At 70.6% G+C, this 23943-nt stretch carries 21 protein-coding genes; 13 read left to right on the top strand and 8 right to left on the bottom strand.

The window, feature by feature from the left end:
• Window positions 1-99 precede the first annotated feature (99 nt).
• The gene (locus tag BM109_RS20825; RefSeq protein ID WP_143129214.1) at window positions 100-1290 is read left to right on the top strand and encodes a hypothetical protein; all 1191 of its coding nucleotides are present in this window, start codon (window positions 100-102) and stop codon (window positions 1288-1290) included.
• 69 nt (window positions 1291-1359) lie between these two features.
• On the opposite strand, the gene BM109_RS20820 is transcribed toward BM109_RS20825, so the two are convergent.
• Window positions 1360-2262, bottom strand: coding sequence for a LysR substrate-binding domain-containing protein (locus BM109_RS20820; RefSeq protein WP_093346500.1), 903 nt, complete (start codon window positions 2260-2262; stop codon window positions 1360-1362).
• 148 nt (window positions 2263-2410) lie between these two features.
• Here BM109_RS20820 and BM109_RS20815 point away from each other — a divergent pair, with 148 nt between their 5' ends.
• The 6 genes from BM109_RS20815 to BM109_RS20790 are packed head-to-tail and all read left to right on the top strand — an operon-like array spanning window position 2411 to window position 9512.
• Complete coding sequence (locus tag BM109_RS20815; protein ID WP_093346497.1) at window positions 2411-3544, top strand: C45 family autoproteolytic acyltransferase/hydrolase; 1134 nt, start codon at window positions 2411-2413, stop codon at window positions 3542-3544.
• Between the two features lie 28 nt (window positions 3545-3572).
• Window positions 3573-4451: an alpha/beta hydrolase family protein gene (locus BM109_RS20810; protein WP_093346495.1), complete on the top strand. Its 879-nt coding sequence runs from the start codon at window positions 3573-3575 to the stop codon at window positions 4449-4451.
• 27 nt (window positions 4452-4478) lie between these two features.
• A complete protein-coding gene (locus BM109_RS20805) occupies window positions 4479-5423 on the top strand; it encodes an ABC transporter permease (RefSeq protein ID WP_093346492.1) in 945 nt (314 codons plus the stop codon).
• A gap of 8 nt (window positions 5424-5431) precedes the next feature.
• Window positions 5432-6259 carry an ABC transporter permease gene (locus BM109_RS20800; protein ID WP_093347252.1) on the top strand — a complete coding sequence of 276 codons (828 nt, stop codon included), beginning with the start codon at window positions 5432-5434 and terminating at the stop codon, window positions 6257-6259.
• The gene (locus BM109_RS20795) at window positions 6256-7920 is read left to right on the top strand and encodes an ABC transporter ATP-binding protein (protein ID WP_093346489.1); all 1665 of its coding nucleotides are present in this window, start codon (window positions 6256-6258) and stop codon (window positions 7918-7920) included. The genes BM109_RS20800 and BM109_RS20795 overlap by 4 nt, the downstream gene beginning before the upstream one ends.
• A gap of 26 nt (window positions 7921-7946) precedes the next feature.
• A complete protein-coding gene (locus BM109_RS20790; protein ID WP_093346487.1) occupies window positions 7947-9512 on the top strand; it encodes an ABC transporter substrate-binding protein in 1566 nt (521 codons plus the stop codon).
• Window positions 9513-9533: 21 nt separating this feature from the next.
• Here BM109_RS20790 and BM109_RS20785 read toward each other — a convergent pair whose 3' ends face one another.
• Window positions 9534-11000, bottom strand: coding sequence for an NAD-dependent succinate-semialdehyde dehydrogenase (locus BM109_RS20785; protein WP_093346484.1), 1467 nt, complete (start codon window positions 10998-11000; stop codon window positions 9534-9536).
• The gene (locus BM109_RS20780; protein ID WP_093346482.1) at window positions 10997-12265 is read right to left on the bottom strand and encodes a 4-aminobutyrate--2-oxoglutarate transaminase; all 1269 of its coding nucleotides are present in this window, start codon (window positions 12263-12265) and stop codon (window positions 10997-10999) included. Before BM109_RS20780 ends, BM109_RS20785 begins: the two co-directional genes overlap by 4 nt.
• Before the next feature lie 116 nt (window positions 12266-12381).
• Here BM109_RS20780 and BM109_RS20775 point away from each other — a divergent pair, with 116 nt between their 5' ends.
• From BM109_RS20775 to BM109_RS20760, 4 genes are all read left to right on the top strand, one after another.
• Window positions 12382-13857 carry a MocR-like pyridoxine biosynthesis transcription factor PdxR gene (locus BM109_RS20775; protein WP_093346479.1) on the top strand — a complete coding sequence of 492 codons (1476 nt, stop codon included), beginning with the start codon at window positions 12382-12384 and terminating at the stop codon, window positions 13855-13857.
• A 111-nt stretch (window positions 13858-13968) separates the two neighbouring features.
• Window positions 13969-14718, top strand: coding sequence for an extensin-like domain-containing protein (locus BM109_RS20770; RefSeq protein WP_093346476.1), 750 nt, complete (start codon window positions 13969-13971; stop codon window positions 14716-14718).
• 22 nt (window positions 14719-14740) lie between these two features.
• Window positions 14741-15868 (top strand): hypothetical protein, encoded by a 1128-nt coding sequence (locus tag BM109_RS20765; protein WP_093346474.1) that lies wholly within the window; start codon window positions 14741-14743, stop codon window positions 15866-15868.
• Window positions 15865-16374 carry an endonuclease V gene (locus BM109_RS20760; RefSeq protein ID WP_093346471.1) on the top strand — a complete coding sequence of 170 codons (510 nt, stop codon included), beginning with the start codon at window positions 15865-15867 and terminating at the stop codon, window positions 16372-16374. The genes BM109_RS20765 and BM109_RS20760 overlap by 4 nt, the downstream gene beginning before the upstream one ends.
• 17 nt (window positions 16375-16391) lie before the next feature.
• On the opposite strand, the gene BM109_RS20755 is transcribed toward BM109_RS20760, so the two are convergent.
• The gene (locus BM109_RS20755; protein ID WP_177239417.1) at window positions 16392-17024 is read right to left on the bottom strand and encodes an ankyrin repeat domain-containing protein; all 633 of its coding nucleotides are present in this window, start codon (window positions 17022-17024) and stop codon (window positions 16392-16394) included.
• Between the two features lie 134 nt (window positions 17025-17158).
• Between BM109_RS20755 and BM109_RS20750 the strand changes: the two genes are divergently transcribed.
• Window positions 17159-18820, top strand: coding sequence for an ATP-binding protein (locus BM109_RS20750; RefSeq protein ID WP_093346466.1), 1662 nt, complete (start codon window positions 17159-17161; stop codon window positions 18818-18820).
• Complete coding sequence (locus BM109_RS20745) at window positions 18817-19533, top strand: alpha/beta hydrolase (protein ID WP_093346464.1); 717 nt, start codon at window positions 18817-18819, stop codon at window positions 19531-19533. The genes BM109_RS20750 and BM109_RS20745 overlap by 4 nt, the downstream gene beginning before the upstream one ends.
• 27 nt (window positions 19534-19560) lie before the next feature.
• Here BM109_RS20745 and BM109_RS41265 read toward each other — a convergent pair whose 3' ends face one another.
• From BM109_RS41265 to BM109_RS20725, 4 genes are all read right to left on the bottom strand, one after another.
• Window positions 19561-19812 carry a type II toxin-antitoxin system RelE/ParE family toxin gene (locus BM109_RS41265; RefSeq protein ID WP_256222710.1) on the bottom strand — a complete coding sequence of 84 codons (252 nt, stop codon included), beginning with the start codon at window positions 19810-19812 and terminating at the stop codon, window positions 19561-19563.
• A gap of 41 nt (window positions 19813-19853) precedes the next feature.
• Entirely contained in the window at window positions 19854-20138 is a 285-nt protein-coding gene (locus BM109_RS20735) for a ribbon-helix-helix domain-containing protein (RefSeq protein ID WP_218159399.1), read from the bottom strand.
• Between the two features lie 107 nt (window positions 20139-20245).
• Entirely contained in the window at window positions 20246-21289 is a 1044-nt protein-coding gene (locus BM109_RS20730; RefSeq protein WP_093346459.1) for an RNA methyltransferase, read from the bottom strand.
• 78 nt (window positions 21290-21367) lie between these two features.
• The gene (locus BM109_RS20725; RefSeq protein WP_093346456.1) at window positions 21368-23896 is read right to left on the bottom strand and encodes an excinuclease ABC subunit UvrA; all 2529 of its coding nucleotides are present in this window, start codon (window positions 23894-23896) and stop codon (window positions 21368-21370) included.
• Window positions 23897-23943: the final 47 nt, after the last annotated feature.

The following is a 23943-nucleotide window of genomic DNA, read 5'->3' as shown; positions in this document are numbered from 1 at the left end:
GCACGGTCACGAAGTCCTTGGGTTCAAGGCGCGTCGCGACCCCGGGCCGCGACGAATGCGTGGATCGCTCGCCTACAATTTTTGAAACAGGAGGATTCGATGGCAGGAGAAGACCCGAAGATCGTCAAGCGAATGACCGGACTGGTAGCCACTGGCGCGTTACCTGGCGCGGCGGTGGGATTTCTGGGCGACCTCCTGACGCCGCGCGGTGGCTGGATTGCCGTTGGCCTCCTCGGCATCGTCGCGGTGGCGGTTGCCATCTACCTGATCGCCTCGCTGTGGGGTCGCGAGGAATCGGCGCCCGCTCCCTGGTGGCACCGCCTTTCGAACAAGGATTCGGAACTCAATTGGATCTGGGCGGGCCCGAATCCCTTTCTGGCGCACGGGGTGCACGTCGTGATGCTGTTCGCGCTCAGTTGTCTCTTCTTCAGCGCCAAGTCCTTTGCCAGCGCCGACGAAGGCGGCATCCTCGCCAAGAACGTGACGGCGATCGCCGTCGCACAGAAGCAATTGGGTATTTCTCAATCGATGCTGGACGAGCAGAAGAAGACCACGACGATCCTCTCCTCCATCAACGAGAAGACCGCTACCTTGAAGCGCGAAACCAGCGACGACCCACGCAAGGAACTTTCCAACTCGGGCGTGCAATGGGACCATGGCCGTCTCTATCAATCGCTGCGTGAAGGCGACGCCCGGGTGGTCTCGCTCTTTCTGCAGGGCGGCATGCGATTGACCTCGAGCGACGTGGCGATGGCTTTCGAGCGCTCGCCGCCGGAAGTCCACAGCGCGATCGCTGAATACCGGCAGCTCTTCAACACGGCCGATTGCAAGAGCGCGTTCGCGGCGATCGGTGCCAATGCGACGCTCTCGGCAACGCCCTCCGCCATCAAGATGGTGCGAACCCTGTGCGGCAACCCCGATGCCAAGGCCCAGGTGCAGGTCGAGGTGGAACGATGGCAGGCCTCGCATGCCCGACAGGTGGCAGCCTATCGCAAGGAAGAGGCTGCACGCCAAAGCCCGGCCGATTGCGTGAAGCACGAGATGCGCAACGGTGGCCGCACCCTGGCAGACGAGGGGGCCGGCTTCAACCCCTTGAGCGCGACGACATACACCACCCGCCAGGAAATGCTGGCCAATATCAATGCCGCCGCGATAGTGGGCCTGACATCCGACAAGCTGGAGGCCATCGTCCGCGCCTATTGCGACAAGCAGGCCACGGCCAAGCCGAACATCGACATCGACGATCAGCAGGTGCGCCGCTGGAAAGCCGTGGCGGACTGGATTTCGTAGGCCCCGCTTCTCTGCCAGCCCGCCTCCTGACCCGAGGCCTTCAACGCCGCGGCGATCGCCGCCGCCCGCTCAAAGCCCAGCCGCCGCCGGCTTCATGCGCCGCAGATGCGCCAGCATCTCCTCGCGCACCACCCCCGTCACATGGCTGCGCTTGCCGTTCTCGAGCATGCCGAGCCGCCGCGCCACGGGCCGGCCCGGCAGGTGCAGCACGCACAGCGCGGGGTCGCTCTCCCAGTCGAAGTTCTTCAGCAGCGGCGCCATGGTGAAGCCCACGTTCTTGCGCACCAGTTCCGCGATGGCCAGCAGCGAATTGAGCTCGAGGAACTCCTTCGGCACGTACTGCAGCCGCCGCAGGATCTTGTCGATGCGCGCGCCGGTCGGCGTGCGGCGGTCGAAGCGGATGAAGGGATGGTTCGCGAACAGGCTCGCGATCGGCGTCTCGGCCGAGGCGATGCCCGCGTTGGCGATGACGGTCAGCGCCTCGTCGTAGCAGGGCGTCCACAGGAGGCCCGGCACCTCTGGCCACTGGCGCTCGACCACCACGGCCGCGTCGAGCTCGCCGCTGATCACGTCCTGCATCAGCTGCGTCTGCTCGCGCACGCGCAGCTCCACCTCGAGGTTCGGATGCAGCGACTTCAACACCGCGAGCGTGCTCGACAGCAGCCCCATCGCGGAGATCAGCGAGCCGAGCTTGATGGTGCCGGCGATCTGGCGCTGGTCCTGCAGGTCGCGACGCATCGACTCGTACTGCGCGAGCAGCTCCTCGGCGCGCGGCAGCAGCAGGTGCCCGGCCGGGCTCAGCGCCATGGTGCGGCCGGTCTTGTCGAACAGCGACTTCTTCATCTCGGCCTCGAGCGCGCGCATCTGCTGGCCCACGGCCGCCTGCGTCAGCGCGACCTGGTCGGCCGCGGCCGCGAACGAGCCGCCGCGGGCCGCGGCGACGAAGGTGCGCAGGAAACGGATGGTGCTCATGGGAGCGAGACGATAAACAAATCCCTTATTAACTCTAAACGATTTTTAAATTTATTTTTTCCTGTGCCTACCAAACAATGCGGGCCATCGCCACCGCCGCGCCGTTCATTACCGCCTTCGCGCGGCAGGCCGATGACAAACCAACGCCATGACCACCCCTGAATACTTTCCCCTCGTCGATGTTTCCGGCACGCCGCATGCGCGCGGCGTGCAGCACGGCCGCGCGGTGCCCGAGCGCGTGGCCGGCGGCATCGCGCTCTACCGCGCGCAGCTGGGCCGCCGGGGCCTGGACGACGCCACCATCCGCCAGCTCGCGCAGTCGATGCTGCCGGTGATCGCAGCCTACGACGCGAGCTACCTCGAGGAGATGCGCGGCATCGCCGAAGGCGCGGGCGTCGCGCTCGAGGACGTGGTGATGATCAACTGCCGCACCGAGATGCTGTTCGGCTATGCCGACATGAAGCAGGCCACCGCACCGACCATCGACGCCGCATCGAGCGAGGACGGCGACTGCACCGGCCTCGTGGTGCTGCCCGCGCGCTCGGCCAGCGGCCGCCTTATGCATGCACACAACTGGGACTGGCGCCAGGAATGCGTCGACACCGGCATCGTGCTGCGCATCCGCGCCGAGAACGGTCCCGACATGCTGAGCTTCACCGAGGCCGGCGCGCTCGCGCGCCACGGCTTCAACAGCCAGGGCGTGTCGCTGACCGGCAATTCGCTGACCTGCGACGAGGACTTCCGCAAGGGCCCGGGCGTGCCGCTGGTGCTGCTGCGCCGCCGCGTGCTCGAAGCAACAAATCTCGCGCAGGCGATGAAGACCATTTGGGCCTCGAAGCGCTACTGCGCCAACAACATGATCCTCGCGCAGGCCAGCGGCAACGACGGCTCGGGCATCAGCCTCGAGACCTCGCCCGGCGAGATCTTCTGGACCCTGCCCGAGAACGACCTGCTGGTGCATGCCAACCACTGGATGTCGCCCGCGGCCACCATGAAGCTGCGCGACCCCGGCCTGCCGCAGCGCCCCGACAGCATCTACCGCCAGCACCGCGTGGAGAACGCGCTGCGCCGCGTCGAGGGCCGCATCGACTGGAGCGACGTCAAGGCCGCGCTGGCCGACGAGTTCGGCAAGCCCGATGGCGTGCTGCGCACGCCCAAGCCCGCGGACTTCAGCAGCATCTCGGCCACCGTGGCCACCACGCTGATGGACGCGGCCAACCGCGTGATGTGGGTGGCGCGCAAGCCCTACGAGGCACGCCACTTCCGCGAATACACGCTGTAGTCCCTTCCCCTTCCTCCTGCCTTCCCCCATGACCGACACCACCGAAGCCCCCGCCGCCCTCGCCGAGCGGCGCGCCCGCACCCTCTACGACCTGGGCCCGAGCACCATCTACGCCGCGCGCAGCGACCCGCGCTTCTCCTACTGCACCTACGTGCCCGAGCACGTGGGCCAGCCCGGCACGCGGCCGATGCAGCTGGTGGTGGTGGTGCACGGCACCGGCCGCGCCTTCGTCAACTACCGCGAGGCCTTCAGCGGCTTCGCGAAGTGGAACGACTGCATCGTGCTGTGCCCGCTGTTCCCGGCCGGCGTGCGCGGCGACGGCAACCGCGACGGCTTCAAGCACCTGATCGAGGCCGACATCCGCTACGACCAGGTGCTGCTCGACATGGTGGCCGAGGTGGGCGAAAAGTTCGGCTGCGACTTCGGCCGCTTCGCGCTGTTCGGCTATTCGGGCGGCGGGCAGTTCGTCAACCGCTTCGCGATGCTGCACCCCGAGCGCCTGTGGGCCGTGTCGATCGGCGCGCCGGGCTCGGTCACGCTGATCGATCCCGAGCAGGGCTGGTGGGTCGGCACGAAGGACTTCGAGACCCGCTTCGGCAAGCCCATGAACCTCGAGGCGCTGCGCCGCCTGCCGGTGCACATGATCGCGGGCAAGGCCGACATCGAGACCTGGGAGATCACGCACAAGCCCGGCGGCAAGTTCTTCATGCCGGGCGCCAACGATGCCGGCCGCACGCGGCCCGAGCGGCTCGAGACGCTGCGCCGCTCCTTCGAGGCGGCCGGCGTGAAGGTGGCCTTCGAGCTGCTCGACAACGTGCCGCACAACGGGCTGGCCTGCGTGGGCCATGTGCAGGACTTCTTCGCCAAGGCCCTGCAAGAACTGCGCGCCGCGCCGTCGCCGGCCTGACCCCACCCACCACGAGGAAGAAGGCCCATGTTCCGTTTCGCAGCGGCCCGCATCGCGATGGCCGTTCCCACCCTGCTGATCGTGGCGGTGTCGGTGTTCGTCCTGATCCGGCTGATTCCCGGCGACCCCGCGCAGCTGCTGCTCGGCGACCTCGCCACGCCCGCGAGCCTGGCCGACCTGCGCGCGCGGCTCGGCCTCGACCGCTCGCTGCCGGCGCAGTTCGGCATCTGGTTCGGCCATGTGCTGCAGGGCGACCTCGGCACCTCGATCAACAGCGGGCAGGACGTGCTCTCGCTGGTGGCCGAACGCTTCCTGATCAGCGGCCGCATCGTGCTGGTGGCGGTGGCGCTGGCCGCGCTGGTGGCGGTGCCGGCCGGCATGGTCGCCGCGTGGAAGCAGAACCGCGCGCCCGACCTGCTGCTGGTCGGCTCGGCCACCTTGCTGGTGTCGATCCCGACCTTCTGGCTCGGCCTGCTGTTGCTGCTGCTGTTCGGCCTCAAGCTGGGCTGGCTGCCGGTGGTGGGCTACGTGGGCATCGCCGAGGACTGGAAGAACGGCCTGCTGTACCTGGTGCTGCCGATCCTCACGCTGTTCCTGCACGAGATCGGCGTGCTCATGCGCATGGCGCGCGCCAGCACGCTCGAGGTGCTGCGCCTGGACTACATCACGCATGCGCGCGCCAAGGGCCTGTCGGAGCGCGCGGTGCTGATGCGCCATGCCTTCAAGAACGCCTTCGGCCCGACCTGGACCCTGATCGGCCTGGTGCTGGGCAACCTGCTCGGCGGCATCGCGGTGGTGGAAACCGTGTTCACCATCCCGGGCCTGGGCCGGCTGCTGGTCGACGCGATCTTCGCGCGCGACTACCCGGTGATCCAGGGCTGCCTGCTGTTCGTGGCGGTGATCTACGTGGTGGTCAACCTCGTGATCGACCTCTGCTATCCCTTGTTCGACCCCCGCGTCGCCGTCGAATGAGCACGAAGATGACCCGCAACAAACGCATACCCCTCAACGCCCTGGTCGGCATCGTCATCGTCGGCCTCATCGTGGCCGCGGCGCTCGTCAGCCTCGTGTGGACGCCGCACGATCCGCTGCGCATCAACTTCGGCTCGCGGCTCAAGCTGCCCGGCGCACGCTACCTGCTGGGCACCGACGAGTTCGGCCGCGACGAGCTCTCGCGCCTGATGGCCGGCGCCGCCACCAGCGTCTGGATAGCAGTGCTCACGGTGGGCTTCTCGATCGTGGTGGGCAGCATCGTGGGCGTGCTCACGGGCTTCCTGCGCGGCTGGACCGACCGCATCGTGATGGCCTTCAACAACGCGCTGCTGGCCTTCCCCGGCCTGCTGCTGGCGCTGGGCCTGCTCGCGGTGGTGGGCGCCAACCAGTACGGCATCGTGCTCGCGCTCGGGCTGGCCTATACGCCCTCGGTGACGCGCATCGTGCGCGGCACGGTGCTGTCGCTGCGCGAGAAGGAGTTCATCGAATCCTCGCGCGTGCTCGGCAACTCCGAGCTCTACACCATGGTGCGCCACGTGCTGCCCAACTGCACGGCGCCGCTCACGGTGCTGGCCACCTCTATGTTCGGCTGGGTGATCCTGGCCGAGAGCGCGCTCTCCTTCCTTGGCCTCGGCGTGCCGCCGCCGGCGCCGACCTGGGGCAACATGCTCGCCTCGGCGCGGCCTTTCATGGCGCAGGCCAGCCACCTCTCGATTCTTCCGGGCCTGTGCATCGCGCTGACGCTGCTGGGCATCAACCTGCTGGGCGACGCGGTGCGCGACTGGCTCGATCCGCGCATGAAGGGCGTGCAATGACTTCCACTCCTACCACCGCCCCGCTGGTCAGCGTCGAAGGCCTCACGCTCGCCGTCGGCCCCGGCGGCCGCGAGATCGTGCGCGACGTGAGCTTCGACATCGCGCCCGGCGAGATGGTCGGCATCGTCGGCGAATCGGGCAGCGGCAAGACGCAGGCCGCGCGCGCGCTGATGGGCCTCACGCCGCCGCCGCTGGTGCGCACCGCGGGCCGCATCCTGTTCGAGGGCGAGGACCTCGCGCTCGCCAGGCCGGCGCGGCTGCGCGAGCTGCGCGGCGCGCGCGTGGGCATGGTGTTCCAGGAGCCGATGACCTCGCTCAATCCGTCGATGACCATCGGCCGCCAGCTCGAGGAAGCGCTCGCGCTGCACCGCCGCGAACTGTCGCCCACCGCGCGGCGCACGCGCGTCCTCGACATGCTCGCGCGCGTCGGCATCCGCGATCCGCAGGGCGCGCTCTCGGCCTGGCCGCACGAGTTCTCGGGCGGCATGCGCCAGCGCATGATGCTGGCCTCGGTGATGCTGCTGGAGCCCGCCCTCTTGATCGCCGACGAACCGACCACCGCGCTCGACGCGGTGGTGCAGCGCGACGTGCTCGAGCTGATGGTGGGCCTCACGCGCGAGCACCGCACCGCCGTGCTGATGATCAGCCACGACCTGCCGATGGTGGCGCGCTTCACGCAGCGCATGGTCGTGATGCGGCATGGCGAGGTGAAGGAAACCGGCCGCACCGAGGACCTGCTCGAGCAGCCCAAGCACCCCTACACGCGCGAGCTGCTGCAGGCCATGCCGCGCCGGCTGCCCGCGCGCGCGGTGGCCGACGAGCCGCCGGTGGTCGAGGTGCGCAACCTCGTCATCGACTACCCCGGCCGGCGCCGGCTGTTCGCCAAGACCGCGCCGAAGCGCGCGCTGCACGGCATCGACCTCGTGGTGCGTCCGCGCGAGGTGGTCGCGGTGGTCGGCGGCTCGGGCTCGGGCAAGACCACGCTGGGCCGCGCCATCGCCGGACTGCTCAAGCCCGGCGGCGGCGAGATCCTGTTCCGCGGCCGCTCGATCGCGCGCTCCGACCCCGGCTGGGCCGACTACCGGCTGCAGTGCCAGATGGTGTTCCAGGACCCCTACGCCTCGCTCGATCCGCGCATGACCATCGGCCAGCTGGTCGGCGAAGGGCTGCGGCTGGTGCCGGGCATGTCGACGGCCGACAAGGCGAAGCGCGTGGCCGAGGTGCTCGACGAGGTCGGCCTCGGCACCGCCTACGCGCCGCGCTATGCGCACCAGCTCTCGGGCGGGCAGCGCCAGCGCGTTGCGATCGCGCGCGCACTGGTGCGCCGGCCCGCCTTCGTGATCGCCGACGAGCCGGTGTCGGCGCTCGACGTCACCGTGCGCGCCCAGGTGCTCGAGCTGTTCGCCGAACTGCAGAAGCGCCACGGCTTCTCGTGCCTGTTCATCAGCCACGACCTCGGCGTGGTCGAGCAGGTGGCCGACCGCGTGGTCGTGATGCAGGACGGCCGCATCGTCGAGCAGGGCACGCGCGACACCGTGTTCGACACGCCGCGGCAGGACTACACGCGCCGGCTGCTGTCCGCCATCCCGGCGCTCGAGCCCACCGAGGCTGGCGGCGTGCGGCTGCGCTGGCGCTTCGGCGCCGAGAGCGCCCTCGCCTGAAGTTCTTTTTTTCGCAGGAGTCCTCCATGTCCCGTCCCTTCTTCCGACTCGCGGCCCTCGCCGGCGCCGGCCTCGCCTGCGGCGCCGCGCTGGCCCAGACCACGGTGACGGTCGCCCAGCCGGCCGACATCCGTTCCACCAACCCGGGCGTGAACCGCGACAACACCACCGACGGCATCGTGCTCAACATGGTCGAGGGCCTGGTCGGCTACCGGCAGGACGGCAGCGTCGGCCCGCTGCTCGCGCAGTCGGTCGAGGTGTCGCCCGACGGCCTGACCTACACCTTCAAGTTGCGCAAGGGCGTGAAGTTCCACAACGACGCGCCGCTGACCTCGGCCGACGTGGCCTGGAGCTGGAAGCGCTACATGGACCCGAAGACCGACTGGCGCTGCCTCAGCGAGTACGACGGCCGCAACGGCCTCAAGGTGGTCGAGACCGCGACGCCCGACGACGCCACCTTCACGATGAAGATCAACCGGCCCTCGGCCGTGTTCCTCGATTCGCTGGCGCGCTCCGACTGCGGCATGACGGCGATCCTGCACAGGAGCTCGGTCAAGCCCGACGGCAGCTGGGACAAGCCCGTGGGCACCGGCCCCTTCAAGTTCGGCGAATGGAAGCGCGGCGAGTACGTCACGGTCACGGCCTTCAAGGGCTACACCTCGCCGCCGGGCGCGACCAAGGTCGACGGCTACGTGGGCCTGAAGGCGCCGCTGGTCGACACGGTGCGCTTCCTGGTCGTGCCCGACGCGGCCACGGCCGCGGCCGGCCTGAAGTCGGGCGCCATCGACGCGGCCCAGATCACCTCGAGCGACGCGCAGGAGCTCAAGACCGACCGCAACCTCGTCGTGCAGGCGCCGACCGAGGCCACCAAGAACACGCTGCTGATCCAGACCCGCGATCCGCTGCTCAAGAACCAGAAGCTGCGCCAGGCCATCGCGGCCTCGCTCGACATGGAGCAGATCGTGGCGGCCGCCTCCGAGGGCCTGGGCACGGTCAACAACGCCGCCATCCACAAGACCTCGGCCTTCTACGGCCCGGTGCAGAAGAAGGGCTACCACTACGACCCGGCACTGGCCGCGAAGCTGCTGCGCGAGGCCGGCTACAAGAACGAGAAGATCGTCATCCAGACCAACAAGCGTGCCCATGTGCCGAGCTACACGGTGGCGGTGCTGGCGCAGGCCATGATGCAGTCGGTGGGCATCAACGCGCAGATCGAGGTGCTCGAATGGGCCACGCAGCTCGACCGCTACAACAGCGGCAACTACCAGATGAGCTCGTTCACCTATTCGTCGCGGCTCGACCCGGCGCTGAGCTACGAGCAGTTCTCGGGCCCGAAGGACAAGCAGTCGCGCAAGGTCTGGGAAGACCCGCAGGCGCTCAAGCTGCTCGACGAGAGCTTCGCCGAATCGGACCCGAAGAAGCGCCAGGCGCTGTTCGACCAGATCCATGCGCTGATGATCCAGCAGGTGCCGATGATCATGCTGTTCAACGGCATCGACGCCTGGGGCGTGCGCAAGCGCCTGAGCGGCTTCTCGGTGTGGGAAGGCAAGCCCCGGCTGTGGGGCGTGTCGGCGGCCGCGAAGGCCTCGTGAGAGGCCGCCGCGCCGCCATGCTCAGTCCTGCAGGCAGAGGTACTTGAGCTCGAGGTAGTCCTCGATCCCGTGCCGCGAACCCTCGCGGCCCAGGCCCGACTGCTTCACGCCGCCGAAGGGCGCGACCTCGTTCGAGATCAGGCCGGTGTTGATGCCGACCATGCCGGTCTCGAGCTGCTCGCCCACGCGCCAGAGGCGGCGGCGATCCTCGGTGAACAGGTAGGCCGCGAGGCCGAACTCCGAATCGTTGGCCATCGCGATGACCTCCTCCTCGGTCTCGAAACGGAACAGCGGCGCCAGCGGCCCGAAGGTCTCCTCGCGCGCCACGCGCATGGCCTGCGTCACGCCGGTCAGCACGGTGGGCTCGAAGAAGCTGCCGCCCAGCGCATGCGGCTTGCCGCCGGTGCGCAGCTGCGCTCCCTGCGTGAGCGCGTCGTCGATGTGCTGGCGCACCTTGGCGACCGCGCGGCCGTCGATCAGCGGGCCCTGCGTGATACCGGCCTCGAGGCCATTGCCCACGCGCATCGCCTCGACCGCGGCCACCAGCCGCGCGGCCACGGCGTCGTAGATGCCGGCCTGCACGTAGATGCGGTTGGCGCAGACACAGGTCTGGCCCGCGTTGCGGAACTTGGAGGCCACGATGCCCTCGATGGCGCGATCGAGGTCGGCGTCGTCGAACACGATCAGCGGCGCGTTGCCGCCGAGCTCGAGCGAGAGCTTCTTGATGGTCGGCGCGCACTGCTGCGCGAGCACGCGGCCCACGCCGGTCGAGCCGGTGAAGCTGAGCTTGCGCACGGTCGGGCTCTCGCACAGCGCGGCGCCGATCTCGGGCGCGTTGCCGGCCACGATCTGCAGCACGCCGGGCGGCAGGCCGGCCTCGAGCCCCAGCACGCCCAGCGCGAAGGCGCTCAGCGGCGTGAGTTCGGCCGGCTTCACGACGATGGTGCAGCCCGCGGCCAGCGCGGGGCCGACCTTGCGCGTGATCATCGCGGCCGGGAAGTTCCACGGCGTGATCGCGGCGCACACGCCGATCGGCTGCTTGAGCACCACGATGCGCTGGCCGGCGCGCTGCGGCTGCAGCACCTCGCCGTCCACGCGCTTGGCCTCCTCGGCGAACCATTCGATGAACGAGGCCGCATAGGCGATCTCGCCGCGCGCCTCGGCCAGCGGCTTGCCCTGCTCGAGCGTCATCAGCCGGCCCAGGTCGTCCTGGTGCGCGAGCATCAGCTCGGCCCAGCGGCGCAGCACGCGCGCGCGCTCGGGCGCGGTGCGCGCGCGCCAGGCAGGCAGCGCGGCCGCGGCGCTGGCGATGGCGCGCTCGGTCTCGGCGCGGCCCATCCGCGGCACGTCGGCCAGGTGCCGGCCGGTGGCGGGGTCGTTCACGGCGAAGGTGGCACCGTCGTCGGCCGCGACCCATTGGCCGTCGATCAGGCCGGCGCCGCGCAGCAGGTCGGGGCGCTGCAGGCCCAGGGAGGAGGCGGTGCTCATGCCGAGAACGCCTCCTCGACGATGGCCAGCGCGCGTTCGAACTGCGCGTCGGGAATGGTCAGCGGGTAGAGGAAGCGGATCACGTTGCCGTACATGCCGCAGCTCAGCAGCACCAGGCCCTGCGCGAGCGCCTTGGCCTGCACGCGCGCCACGGCCTCGGCGTCGGGCGCGCCCGTGGCCGCATCGCGCAGCTCCACCGCGACCATCGAGCCCTGCGCGCGCACTTCGGCCAGCGCGGGGTTCGATTCCTTGATCTTCAGCAGCCGGCCGACCAGGCGCTCGCCCAGCGCGGCGGCGCGTTCGCAAAGCTTCTCGTCGGCGATCACGTCGAGCACCGCATGCGCCGAGGCCACCGCCAGCGGATTGCCCGCGTAGGTGCCGCCGAGGCCGCCGGGCGCCGGCGCATCCATGATGGCGGCGCGGCCGGCCACGGCCGACAGCGGCATGCCGCCCGCGAGGCTCTTGGCCATGGTGATCAGGTCGGGCTCGACGCCGTGGTGCTGCATCGAGAACAGCCGGCCGGTGCGCGCGAAGCCGGTCTGCACCTCGTCGGCGATCAGCACGATGCCGTGCGCGTCGCAGAGGCGGCGCAGGCCCTGCAGCAGCGCGGTGGGCGCGACGTTGAAGCCGCCCTCGCCCTGCACCGGCTCGATCACGATCGCGGCCACGCGCTTCGGGTCGATGTCGGCCTTGAACAGCTTCTCGATCGCGGCCAGCGAATCGTCGGCGCTCACGCCCTGCAGCGCGCTCGGGAACGGCACGTGGAACACGTCGGCCGGGAACGGGCCGAAGCCGGTCTTGTAGGGGGCGACCTTGCCGGTCATGGCCAGCGCCATCAGCGTGCGGCCATGGAAGCCGCCGCCGAAGGCGATCACGCCGGCGCGGCCGGTGTGGGCGCGCGCGATCTTCACCGCGTTCTCGAGCGCCTCGGCGCCGGTGGTGAAGAAGGCCGTCTTCACCGGCCCGGAGATCGGCACCAGCGCGTTGAGGCGCTCGGCCAGCGTCACCACGCTCTCGTAGGGAACGATCTGGTAGGCGGTATGCGTGAAGCGCCCGAGCTGCTCCTGGATCGCGGCCACCAGGCGCGGATGGCGGTGGCCGGTGTTGAGCACCGCGATGCCGGCGGCGAAGTCGATGTATTCGCGGCCTTCGATGTCCCACAGCGTCGCGTTCTCGGCGCGCTGGGCATAGAAGCCGCACATCACGCCCACGCCGCGCGGCGTGGCCGCGAGGCGGCGGGTCTGGAGTTCGGAGTTGGTGGTCATGGCTGAAGGCGTCCGGGAAAGGCTGGAGGTCGATCGGAAGTTCTGATTGAATGCGCAATTGGCTCCATCAAAAAGATCCACTTCCCGCAATCAGGATGGAGCCAATCCAAAAAGCCATGAAATCCATCTGCGCCGACCTGGTGCTGCAGCGCATCGCTCCCGCGGCCGGCGCCGCGCTCAACCGCCAGCTCTACGACTGCCTGCGCGGCGCCATCCTCGACGGCAGCCTGCCGCCCTCGAGTGCGCTGCCGGCCTCGCGCGACCTGGCGCGCGAGACCGGCATGTCGCGCAACACCGTGCTGCATGCCTACGAGCAGCTGCGCGCCGAGGGCTACGTGCATTCGCGCGTGGGCAGCGGCACCTTCGTGGCCGAGACCACGCCCGAGAGCCAGCTCGCCACCGGCCGCGGCGCGGCTGCCGCGCCGGCCCGCGCCGCGCCGGTGCGGCTGGCCCGGCGCGCCCAGGCGCTGGTCGACGATGCCTCGGCCGCGGCGCGCCAGTGGGGCGCCTTCATGCCCGGCGTGCCCGACGTGACCCAGTTCCCGCACCGCGCCTTCGGCCGCATCGTCGCGCGCCTGTGGCGCGATCCCGCGCCCGAGCTGCTGACCTATTCGCACGGGGGCGGTCACCCCGCGTTGCGCGAGGCGGTGGCCGAGCACCTGCGCGTGGCGCGCGCGGTGCGCTGCGACGCCGACCAGGTGCTGATCACCGAGGGCGTGCACCAGGCCATCGACCTGTCGCTGCGCATGCTGGCCGACCCCAGCGACACGGTGTGGGTCGAGGAGCCCGGCTACTGGGGCTTCCACAAGCTGCTGCAGATGGGCGCCTGGCGCGTGCGGCCGCTGCGCGTGGAGGCCGAGGGCGACGGACCCGGGGCCGGCTGGCCGCGCGGCGGCAGCGCGCCGCGGCTGATCTTCGTGACGCCCTCGCACCAATACCCGCTGGGTTCGGTGATGAGCCTGGCGCGCCGGCGCGAGCTGCTCGACTTCGCGCGCCAGTCGGGCAGCTGGATCGTGGAGGACGACTACGACAGCGAGTTCCGCTTCGCGGGCCGGCCCATTCCCTCGATGCAGGGGCTCGAGGACGACAGCCCGGTGATCTACATCGGCACCTTCAGCAAGACCCTGTTTCCGGGCCTGCGCGTGGGCTACATGGTGCTGCCGCGCGCGCTGGCCGCGCACTTCCGCACCGCCCATGCCGACCTTTACCGCGAGGGCCACGCCATCACGCAGGTGGCGCTGGCCGAGCTCATCGGCCAGGGCCACTACGCCGCCCACATCCGCCGCATGCGCGTGCTCTATGCGCGCCGGCGCGCGCTGCTGGCCGGGCTGATCGCCGAGCACCTGGGCCCCGACCACCTGCATCCGCAGGCCAGCAATGCCGGGCTGCACCTGGTGCTGCGGCTGCCCGAGGACCGCGACGACGTGGCGATCATGGAAGCGGCGCAGGCGCGCGGCGTGCTCTCGCGGCCGCTGTCGCGCTACTACAGGCGCGGCGACGGGCGGCGCGGCCTGCTGCTGGGTTACGCCTGCGTGGAGGAGGCGAACATCGAGCCGGCGTTCCGCGTGTTGCTCGACTGCATCCGGCCTTAACGGCACCCGGCCGGTCGCATCGGCCTACACGCGCTGGCCGATCATCCCGACAGCGCCGCGTGGGCGGTCCGGTCCCAATAAGACTTCCGCCATCCAACGCCTTCGTCACCCGTGCCCCTGCCGCCCGCGCAAGACCGACCCGCCCGCCCCGGACGCCGACTGGCCCTCGCGCTGGTCGTCGCCATCGCCGCCGGCGTGGTGGCCGTCTTCACGGGCGCCATCGAGGTGCCCGAGCGCCACGATCCCTGGGCACCGCTCGACGTGACGGCCCCGCCCAACTGGCTCACTTCGTACAAGCTGGCCCGCGCACGCGGCGACCCGGTGCGCTGCCAGGCCGCGCTGGCCGACACCGGCATGCAGTACGAGCGCGTGCCCGACCGCGTCACCGGCCCGGGCTGCGGCTTCGAGAACGCGGTGCGCCTGCGCTCGGCCGGCGTGCGGCTGGGCAGCGCGCCCACGCTGAGCTGCCCGATGGCGCTGTCCTTCTTCATGTGGGAGCACCATGCGCTGCAGCCCGCGGCCCTGCGGCACTTCGGACAGCCCATCGCCGCGGTCGACCACCTCGGCAGCTATGCCTGCCGCAATGTGAACCGCGGCGAAGGCGCGATACCCGGCGCGCCGCGCAGCCGGCATGCCACGGCCGATGCCTTCGACGTGGCCGGCTTCGTGCTCGCGGACGGGCGCCGCATCAACGTGCGCAAGGACTGGCGCATCGACGCCACGAACCCTTCGGCCGCGCTGCTGAACGATGCCCACCTGGGCGCCTGCCGGTTCTTTCGCGGCGTGCTCGGGCCCGAGTACAACGCGGCGCACCGCGATCACTTCCATCTGGAGACGGGCGGGTTTCCGATGTGCCGCTGAGCCCGTCTGCTAGAAAGCCACCATGAGCGCTTCCCTCGCTGCCTCTCTCGTCGATCTCGTGCTGGGCCTGGAACTCGGCGCGCGCGGCGATGCCGATCCGAACCGCTTCGCGCTCGAGGGCGTGCGCTGGACCGCGGGGCAGGACGGCACGCGCGAACTGCGGATCGCGCGGCTCGAAGCGACGGCCCTGCGGCTCGCCACGGGCGCGCTGGTGCTGGAGATCGAGCGCATCGCCGTGCACGAGCTGGTCGCGCGCGTGCATGCCGAGAACGGGTCGCTGCGCGTCGGCGCCATCAAGGCCCGCGACGCGGAATTCGCCGGCCTGAAGTTGCACGGCCCGCTGGTGCTGCCACGGCAGTTCCGCCAGCTGTGGGAAGCCACCCATCCCGCCGACGGCACGACGCTGCCGCCGCCGGCCGATGCCTGGCAGCTCGGCCCGCTCGGCGAGATCGACGGCACCCTGCGCGGCCGCATCACCGACGCGCACCTGCTGTTCGATGCCGACGTGACCGTGCCGATCCGCCACGGGCTGGTCGACTTCAACGACGCCACCGTCGAGCACGTGGGCCCCGACTCGCGCATGGGCGTGAGCCCGCTCGGCTTCTACGTCGATGCGCCGAACGGCCGCAGCTACCTCTACCAGTTCGCCTCGGCGCCGCTCGCGGGCGTGGAATTCGAGCGCCGCAAGAGCCTGATCGGCCCGTGGATCTCCGAGCGCGGCAAGCTCCGGCTGCGGCCCTTCGCCGAATCGATGCTGCGCCAGGGGCTGGGCACGCAGGCCCAGGGGCTGACCGCGCAGGCGCGCACGCTGCTCGGGCGCACGGCCTTGTCGGGCGAACTGCGCCTTGGCGACGGACTGCTCGCGCTGCCCGGCCTGCAGGTGTCGATGGACGGGCACGAGCAGGGCCTCAACACCATCGTGCTGCGCTCGGAATCGGTGGGCCGCGGCCTGGGCGCGGAGATCGCGGCACTGTCCGCGCGCGAGATCGCGGCGAGCTGGGGCGGCGCGCAACTCGCCGGCGAGGCCATGACGGCGAAGCTCGGCGTGCAGATCGTCGTCGAGGGCGACACCCTGCGCTTCGTGCTCGCGGTCGCGAACGGCCGCATCACGTCACCCCGCATCGGCTTCGCGGCCGGCGAGCCCGCGTGATCCTCGCCGTCGATGTCGCCTACGCCGAGTCGGGCGGTGCCATGGCCGCCGGGCTGCTGCTTGCGGACTGGCACGACACCGCGCCCGTGCGCGAGATCCTGGTGCCGGTGCCGCAGGTCGAGGACTATGTGCCCGGCGCGTTCTACCGGCGCGAGCTGCCCTGCATCGAGGCCGTGCTCGCGCAGGTCGCCGAACCGCTCGCCTGCATCGTCATCGACGGCTACGTGACGCTGGGCACGCCGCCGCGCGACGGCCTCGGCGCGGTGCTCTGGGACAAGCTCGGCCGCGCGACCCCGGTGATCGGCGTCGCGAAGACGAGGTTCGCGGGGGCGCCGCCCGAGACCGAACTGCTGCGCGGCGAGAGCGCGCGCCCGCTCTTCGTGACGGCCGCGGGCATGCCGCTCGAGCAGGCCAGGGCGCACATCCGCGCGATGGCCGGTGCGTACAGGCTGCCCGAGATGCTCAGGCGGGTCGACGGGCTGTCGCGCCAGCGCGCGCAGGTCTAGCCAACGCTTGCGTGGATCTACGCGGGACGCGATCGCTTCGACTGCTCGAGCCGTTCGATGAGCTCCTTCGGCAGACGCCGCGCCCGCGCGATGTCGACCGCATCGCGCCCCTGCGCGTCGGCCACGGACGCATCGGCACCGGCCGCGATCAGCAGCGCCAGGGTCTTTAGCCGCTGCAGCCGGGCTGCATAGAAGAGCGGCGTTTCGCCGTGCGCGCGCAGGTTCAGCGCGGGCCTGTTCGCGAGCAGCACGCGGCACATCGCCGCGTCGTCGCGCCACACCGCGGCCCACAGCGACCAGCTCGTGTTCGCGCCGCGCTTGGCGAGGAACTTCACCAGCGGCAAGTTCTCGCCGCGCGCCACCGCGTACCAGATCGGCGTGGCGCGGAAGTCGCCCTCGTCCTCGTCCATGGGCACCTCGGCCTCGAGGTCGGCACCCGCATCGAGCAGCGCGGTCACGGTCTCGATCCCATGGGGTTCCGCGAGCTGCGCGCCCTCGGCCTTCACCTTGCAGGCCAGATGGATCGCCGCGCGGCCGCGCGGATCGGTGGCGCCGACCAGCGCCGGCGCCTGGGCCAGCTGGGCCTGGACCGAGGCCGCGTCCCAGGCCTTCGCGGCGGCGAACAGCGAGGTCTTCGAGGGCGGGGGCATGGGCGCTTTCCTTCCTTGTCTGCGTCGGGCCATGGCGGCGCGATGGCCGCCGCCATCTTCCCACGGGCTTGACCCAGGTCAATCGCCGGGCGCCCGCGCCGGGCTAGCATGGACAGGCGACACGAGGAGACGCCGTGGAACTCGAGATACCGGAGATGCTGGCCGCCGTCCTGCGCAGCCAGGTCGGCGCGCAGTCGCCGCTGGGCCTCCAGCTGGGCGGCCAGGGGGCCTGCAGCGGCATACGCGTCGTGTCGAGCCGCCACTTCGACGGCCGCTCGCTCAACCTGCTCTACCAGCTGAGCCTCGGCAAGGGCGCGCGCGACCTGGTGTTCCAGCTGCTCGCGCTCGACAACCTCAACGGCGAATCGCAGCTGCAGCCGATCGCGAACCTCGAGGCGATGGTGCCGGCACTGACCGAATGGCTGGCGCGCGACGCGATCGACGGCTGGCTCTACCAGCGCGGCAAGGACGGCGTGCTGCTGCCCTGGCTGGTCCACACGGTGCGGCTGGTGAAGCCCACCGAGGGCAATGCCTACGTGCTCGTGGGCCTGCTCGCCAACACGCTGCAGGCCGCCGGCCGCGAGCCGCCCTCCGAGCCCCGGCTGCGCTTCGCTGGCATGACCTGGGGCCTGAGCTTCTACGAGGAGCAGTTGCCGCAGCGCACGCTGGCCGACCTGTTCGCCGACCACGGCTTTCACAAGGAGTGCGCGGAGTTCAAGCGCGAGTACGAGATGCAGCTCGAGCGCTTCGGCAAGCTGCAACCGCAGCACGGCGCGCAGTTCACCGTCGGCGGCAGCGTGTGGACCGCGGGCGAAGGCCCGCGCGCGGCGCTCGAGTGCCACCGGCTGCCCGAGGCCGCCGCGGTGCGCTGCGTGAACGACGAGGAGCTGCTGCGCCGCCGCTTCGACCTGGCGGCCGACCCGCACCACTGGCGCGAGAGCGGCATCGCCCAGGGCTTCGACCGCATTCCGCAGCACTGCTACCTGCACCTGTTCCACCTCGACTGGCACCGCAACATCTGGGTCCATGCCCAGCATGTGCAGGAGTACCGGTACCAGCCCGGCCTGCGCGAGCGGCTGGTGCTGCCGCAGGCGCACCGCGACCTGATCGACATCCTCACGGCCGACCGCAACTTCCTGGTCGAGGACGTGGTGCCCGGCAAGTCGGGCGGCACCACCATCCTGTGCAAGGGCGCGCCCGGCCTGGGCAAGACGCTGACCGCCGAGGTCTATGCGGAGGTGGTCGGCAAGCCGCTGTACCGCGTGCATTCGGGCCAGCTCGGCGTGACGGCGAGCTCGGTGGAGACCAGCCTCACGCGCATCCTGCAGCGCGCCGCGCGCTGGGGTTGCGTGCTGCTGCTCGACGAGGCCGACGTCTACATCCGGCGCCGCGACAACGACCTGCAGCACAACGCCATCGTGGCCGAGTTCCTGCGCACGCTCGAATACTTCAGCGGCCTGTTGTTCATGACCACCAACCGCGTCGGCGACATCGACGAGGCCATCCTCTCGCGCTGCATCGCGGTGATCGACTACCAGCCACCCGGGCCCGAGGATGCGCGACGCCTGTGGGCCACGCTGTCGGCCCAGCTCGGCGTCGAGCTGCCCGCCGCGGTGATCGACCAGCTGGTGGTCGACTACGCGGGCGCCAGCGGCCGCGACATCAAGGAGCTGCTCAAGCTCACGAGCAAGTACTGCCGGCGCAAGGAACTGCCGCTGTCCACGCAGTCCTTCGCGCAGTGCGCCGTGTTTCGCGGCATCGCGCCCGCCGCTTCGACCGGAGGAGGCCACGCATGATCGATCCCACCCTGTTCGGCGGCGCGCTCACGGGCCGCATGGCCTTCCGGCCCGGTGCCGCGCCCCTGTACGAGCCGCTGCCGCCCGGGCGCCACGACCTGGGCTTCGACGAGGGCCGCGACGCGGTGCTGGTCGTGCCCGAAGGCCTGCCCGCCGATGCGCCGCTGCCCCTGCTCGTGATGTTCCATGGCGCGGGCGGCGAGGCCAACCGCGTGCTGCCGCACTTCGTCGCCCATGCGCGCTCGCGCGGCTTCCTGCTGCTGGCGCCGCAGTCGATGTACGCCACCTGGGACATCGTGGTCGGCGGCCATGGCCCCGACCTCGAGCGGCTCGACAACGCGCTGGCCACGGTGTCGCGGCATTTCCGGCTCGACCCCGCGCGGCTCGCGCTCGCGGGCTTCTCCGACGGCGGCAGCTACGCGCTGTCGCTGGGCCTCACCAACGGCGACGTGGCGAGCCACGTCATCGGACTGTCGGCCGGTTTCATGAACAGCTTCGCGCAGGCCGGCACGCCGCGCTTCTTTCTCGCGCACGGCCGGTCGGACAGCCAGCTGCCGATCGAGACCAGCGCCCATCCGCACGCCCGGCGGCTGCTCGAAAGCGGGCACGACCTCACGCTGCAGCCCTTCGATGGGGACCATGTGATCGTGCCCTGGGTGGTGGGTCGGGCGGTGGCCTTCTTCCTGGGGGACGAGGCGGCGAAGCCGGCCTGAACGCGGGGGCTTGAAGGGTTCGGCCTGTCAGGCGTCGAACCCGCCTTGATCGGCGATCGCGCCCAGATCACGCGCACCGTGCAGGACGCGAACGATCGTCACCACCCCTTCGTCCGGTCGATAGTAGATCGCATAGGCGCCATGAAAGACGACGCGCAGCTCAGGTGCGAGTTGTCGACGCTCGGGGTGCGCCATCGGGAATGCCAGCAGCCCCTGGCAGGTGGAGTGCAACTTTCCCAGGAAACGGGTGGCAACGGCCTCCGAGGCTCCCTCGGCGATGTATGACCAGATTTCCGCCAGATCCTGCTCGGCACTCTCGGTCAGCTGGAGCGTGCGGCCAATAGCTGTCTCCCGCGTTCGATGATGCGATCGGCATCGAAGTCCTTGACGCGGCCTGCAGCCACATCCGCCAGGCCTCGATCGATATCGGCCTTGAGGACGGACAACTCGGCGAGCATCAACTGGCGCCGCGTCTTCCATTCACGCAGGGCTTCGCGCACCACTTCGCTGGTCGAGGCGTACTCGCCCTCGTCCACCGCCTGCTTGATGGTCGCAGCCATCTCTACAGGCATGGTCACGGTCAGTCGTTCCAGGGTACTGGGCAAGGGTCACGCTCCTTCAGGTCTGCGTGGATCATACTTTGTCATACTCTCTCGAGTACGTCCAACACAGAAGACCCCGATGGCGGCTGCCCGTGCGAGGTCCCGGATCGTCATGCAGGACCAGGAGCTTGAGCGGTTCGCTGGAACATCACCTGCGTGCCGACAGCCCGCGCCCGCAACTGCCCACAGCCTCCATCCACGTCCTGCCCCGCCGAATTGCGCAGCTTGGTCAGGATGCCGCGCTCGTGCAGCGTGCGCGCGATCTGCTGGCAGCGCGCCCAGGCCGGGCGCTGGAAGTCCACGCCGTCGACCGCGTTGAACGGGATCATGTTGAGCACGCCGTACTTGCCCGACAGCAGCCGCACCAGCCCCTCGATCTCTTCCTCGCTGTCGTTGATGCCCTCGAGCAGCGTCCACTGGTACTGGATCGGATAGCCGGTGGTGCGCGCATAGCGCTCGCCGGCCGCGACCAGTTCCTCGGGCGTGAGCCGCGGCGCGCGCGGCAGCAGCTTGCGGCGCAGTTCGTCGCGCGTGGTGTGCAGCGACAGCGCGAGCGCGGGCCGCACGCGTTCCTGCAGCAGCCGCTCGAACACGCGCGGATCGCCGACGGTGGAGAACACCAGGTTCTTGTGGCCGATGTTGCCGACCGTGCCGAGCAGCTCGATCGCCTCCATCACGTTGTCGAGGTTGTGGGCCGGCTCGCCCATGCCCATGAACACCACCTTGCGCACCGGCCGGCGCATGCGCGCGAGCGCGACCTGGGCAATGATCTCGGCGCTGCCGACCTGGCGCAGCAGGCCCTCGCGCCCGGTCATGCAGAACTGGCAGCCGACCGCGCAGCCCACCTGCGAGGACACGCACAGGCCGTCGCGCGGCAGCAGCACGCTCTCGACGGTCTGGCCGTCGGCAAGCGCCACCAGCAGCCGCTCCGAACCGTCGGCGCCCGGATGCACCGCATCCACGCGCGCCAGGCCCGCGAGCTCGGCCTCGATGGCCGGCAGCTCGGCCATCAACCCGGCCGGGAAGAAGCTGTGCGGCAACCGGCGGCCGCTGTCGCGCGGCAGCGCATGGGACCACAGCCGCAGCACGCGCTGCTCATGGCTGGGGCCCGCGCCTGCTTCGCGCAGTCGGCGTCGGATGTCGTGGATTCGCATGGGGGCTGGAACGCAAAGGCGGGCGCGCGCGGCGGCGCGGATCGGGGGCCCAGATTGTGCACCCGGGCCGCGCCCGGCTCAGCCCCACTGGCGCGCGAGGTACTTCGCCGTGGGCGTGCCGGCCTTCGCGACCTCGCGCGGCGTGCCCGCCGCCACCACGCGCCCGCCCTCGCCGCCCGCGCCCGGGCCCATATCGATGACCCAGTCGCAGCGCGCCACCACGCGCATCTCGTGCTCGACCAGCACCACCGTGTTGCCCGCGTCGACCAGCTCGTCGAGCTGCGCCATCAGCCGGTCCACGTCCGACGGATGCAGCCCCGTGGTCGGCTCGTCGAGCACGTAGAGCGCGTCGCCACGCTGCGCACGCTGCAGCTCGGTCGCGAGCTTGATGCGCTGGGCCTCGCCGCCCGACAGCTCGGTGGCCGGCTGCCCCAGGCGCAGGTAGCCCAGGCCGATCGCCGCGAGCAGGCGCAGCGGCCGCTCGATGGGTGCGTCGTCCACGAAGAAGGCATGTGCCTCGTCCACCGTCATCGCGAGCACGTCGGCGATGCTCTCGTCACGCAGCCGCACCTTCAGCGTCGCCGCGTCGAAGCGCGAGCCGCCGCATGTCGGGCACGGCGCGTAGACGCTGGGCATGAACAGCAGCTCGACGCTGACGAAGCCCTCGCCCTCGCAGGTCGGGCAGCGGCCCTTGGCGACGTTGAACGAGAACTGGCCGGCATCGAAGCGGCGCGCCTTCGCGGCGCGGGTCTGCGCGAACAGCTTGCGCACGTGGTCGAACAGCCCGGTGTAGGTCGCGAGGTTGGAGCGCGGCGTGCGGCCGATCGGCTTCTGGTCGACCCGCACCAGCCGCCGGATCCGATCCAGGCCCTCGACGATGCGGCCCTGCGTCTCCTGGGCGAGCGAGGGCTCGCCCTCGCCCGGCTCGTCGTCGGCCGGCGCCTCGTGGCCCAGGTGCGCCGCCACCAGCTGCACCAGCGCCTGGCTCACGAGGCTGGACTTGCCCGACCCCGAGACGCCGGTGACCGCGGTCATCGCGCCGATCGGAAATGCGGCGTCGACCGCCGCGAGGTTGTTGCGCGTGACGCCTTCGAGCCGCAGCCAGCCCTGCGCCGAACGCGGCGGCCGGCCCGCATCGCCGGCGGCCTCGGGCGCGAACAGGTAGGCAGCCGTGCGGGAAGCCGCCACCTCGCGCAGCCCGACGGGCGGCCCGCTGTAGAGCACCTCGCCGCCGTTCTCGCCCGCGCCGGGCCCGACATCGACCAGCCAGTCGGCGCGGCGCATCAGGTCCAGATCGTGCTCGACCACGAACAGCGAGTTGCCCGCGCGCTTGAGTGCATCGAGCGCATCGACCAGCGCCTCGGCGTCGGCCGGGTGCAGGCCGGCGGAGGGCTCGTCGAGCACGTAGACCACGCCGAACAGCTTGGAGCGGATCTGCGTCGCGAGCCGCAGCCGCTGCAGCTCGCCCGGCGACAGCGTGGGCGTTGCGCGATCGAGCGAGAGATAGCCCAGCCCAAGGCCCAGCAGCGTCTCGAGCCGCGCCAGCGCGTCCTGCGCGATGCGCTGCGCCACGATGCGTTTCTCGGCCGACGGCACGGTCTTGCCATGCGCCTCGCCGCGCGCGGCCGGCCGCAGCACCTGCGCCAGCGCGCCCAGCGTGAGGTGCGAGATCTGCCCGATGTCGAGCCCCGCGAAACGCACCGACAACGCCTCGGCCTTGAGCCGCTTGCCCTGGCAGACGGGACACGACGCGCCCGACATGAAACGCGAGACGCGGTTCTTCATCAGCGCGCTCTGCGTGGTGGCGAAGGTGTGGAGCACGTACTTGCGCGCGCCCATGAAGGTGCCCTGGTAGCTGGGCTCGAGCTTGCGGCGCAGCGCGGCGCGCGTCTCTGCCGGGGTGAAGCCCGCGTAGACCGGCACCGTCGGCTGCTCCTCGGTGAACAGGATCCAGTCGCGCGTCTTCTTCGGCAGCGCGCGCCACGGCGTGTCGACATCGATGCCCAGCGTGACGAGGATGTCGCGCAGGTTCTGCCCCTGCCAGGCCGAGGGCCAGGCGGCCACCGCGCGCTCGCGGATCGTGAGGCTGTCGTCGGGCACCATCGCGCGCTCGGTCACCTCGAACACCCGGCCCAGCCCGTGGCAGACGGGACAGGCACCCTGCGGCGTGTTGGGCGAGAAGTCCTCCGCGTGCAGCATGGCCTGGCGCGCCGGGTAGTCGCCCGCGCGCGAATAGAGCATGCGCAACAGGTTCGACAACGTGGTCACGCTGCCCACCGAGGAGCGCGTGCCCGGCGTGCCGCGCTGCTGCTGCAAGGCCACGGCCGGCGGCAGCCCGTCAATGGCATCGACCGCCGGCACGCCGACCTGGTCGATCAGCCGCCGCGCATAGGGCGCCACCGATTCGAGGTAGCGCCGCTGCGCCTCGGCATACAGCGTGCCGAAGGCCAGCGAGGACTTGCCGGAACCCGAGATGCCGCTGAAGACCACCAGGGCATCGCGCGGGATGTCGACGTCGACGTTGCGCAGGTTGTGCTCGCGCGCGCCGCGCACGGAGACGAAGCGGTGGGAGGCCGGATCGGGCAAGGTTTTGGGTTGTTGGGGCATGGTGTTCGCGAGGGCTGGCGCCGCAGGCCGATATTGATGGCAGACAT

It is taken from the genome of Variovorax sp. PDC80, from assembly GCF_900115375.1.
Lineage (GTDB): Bacteria > Pseudomonadota > Gammaproteobacteria > Burkholderiales > Burkholderiaceae_C > Variovorax.
This window is presented reverse-complemented; position numbering and strand designations above follow the sequence as displayed.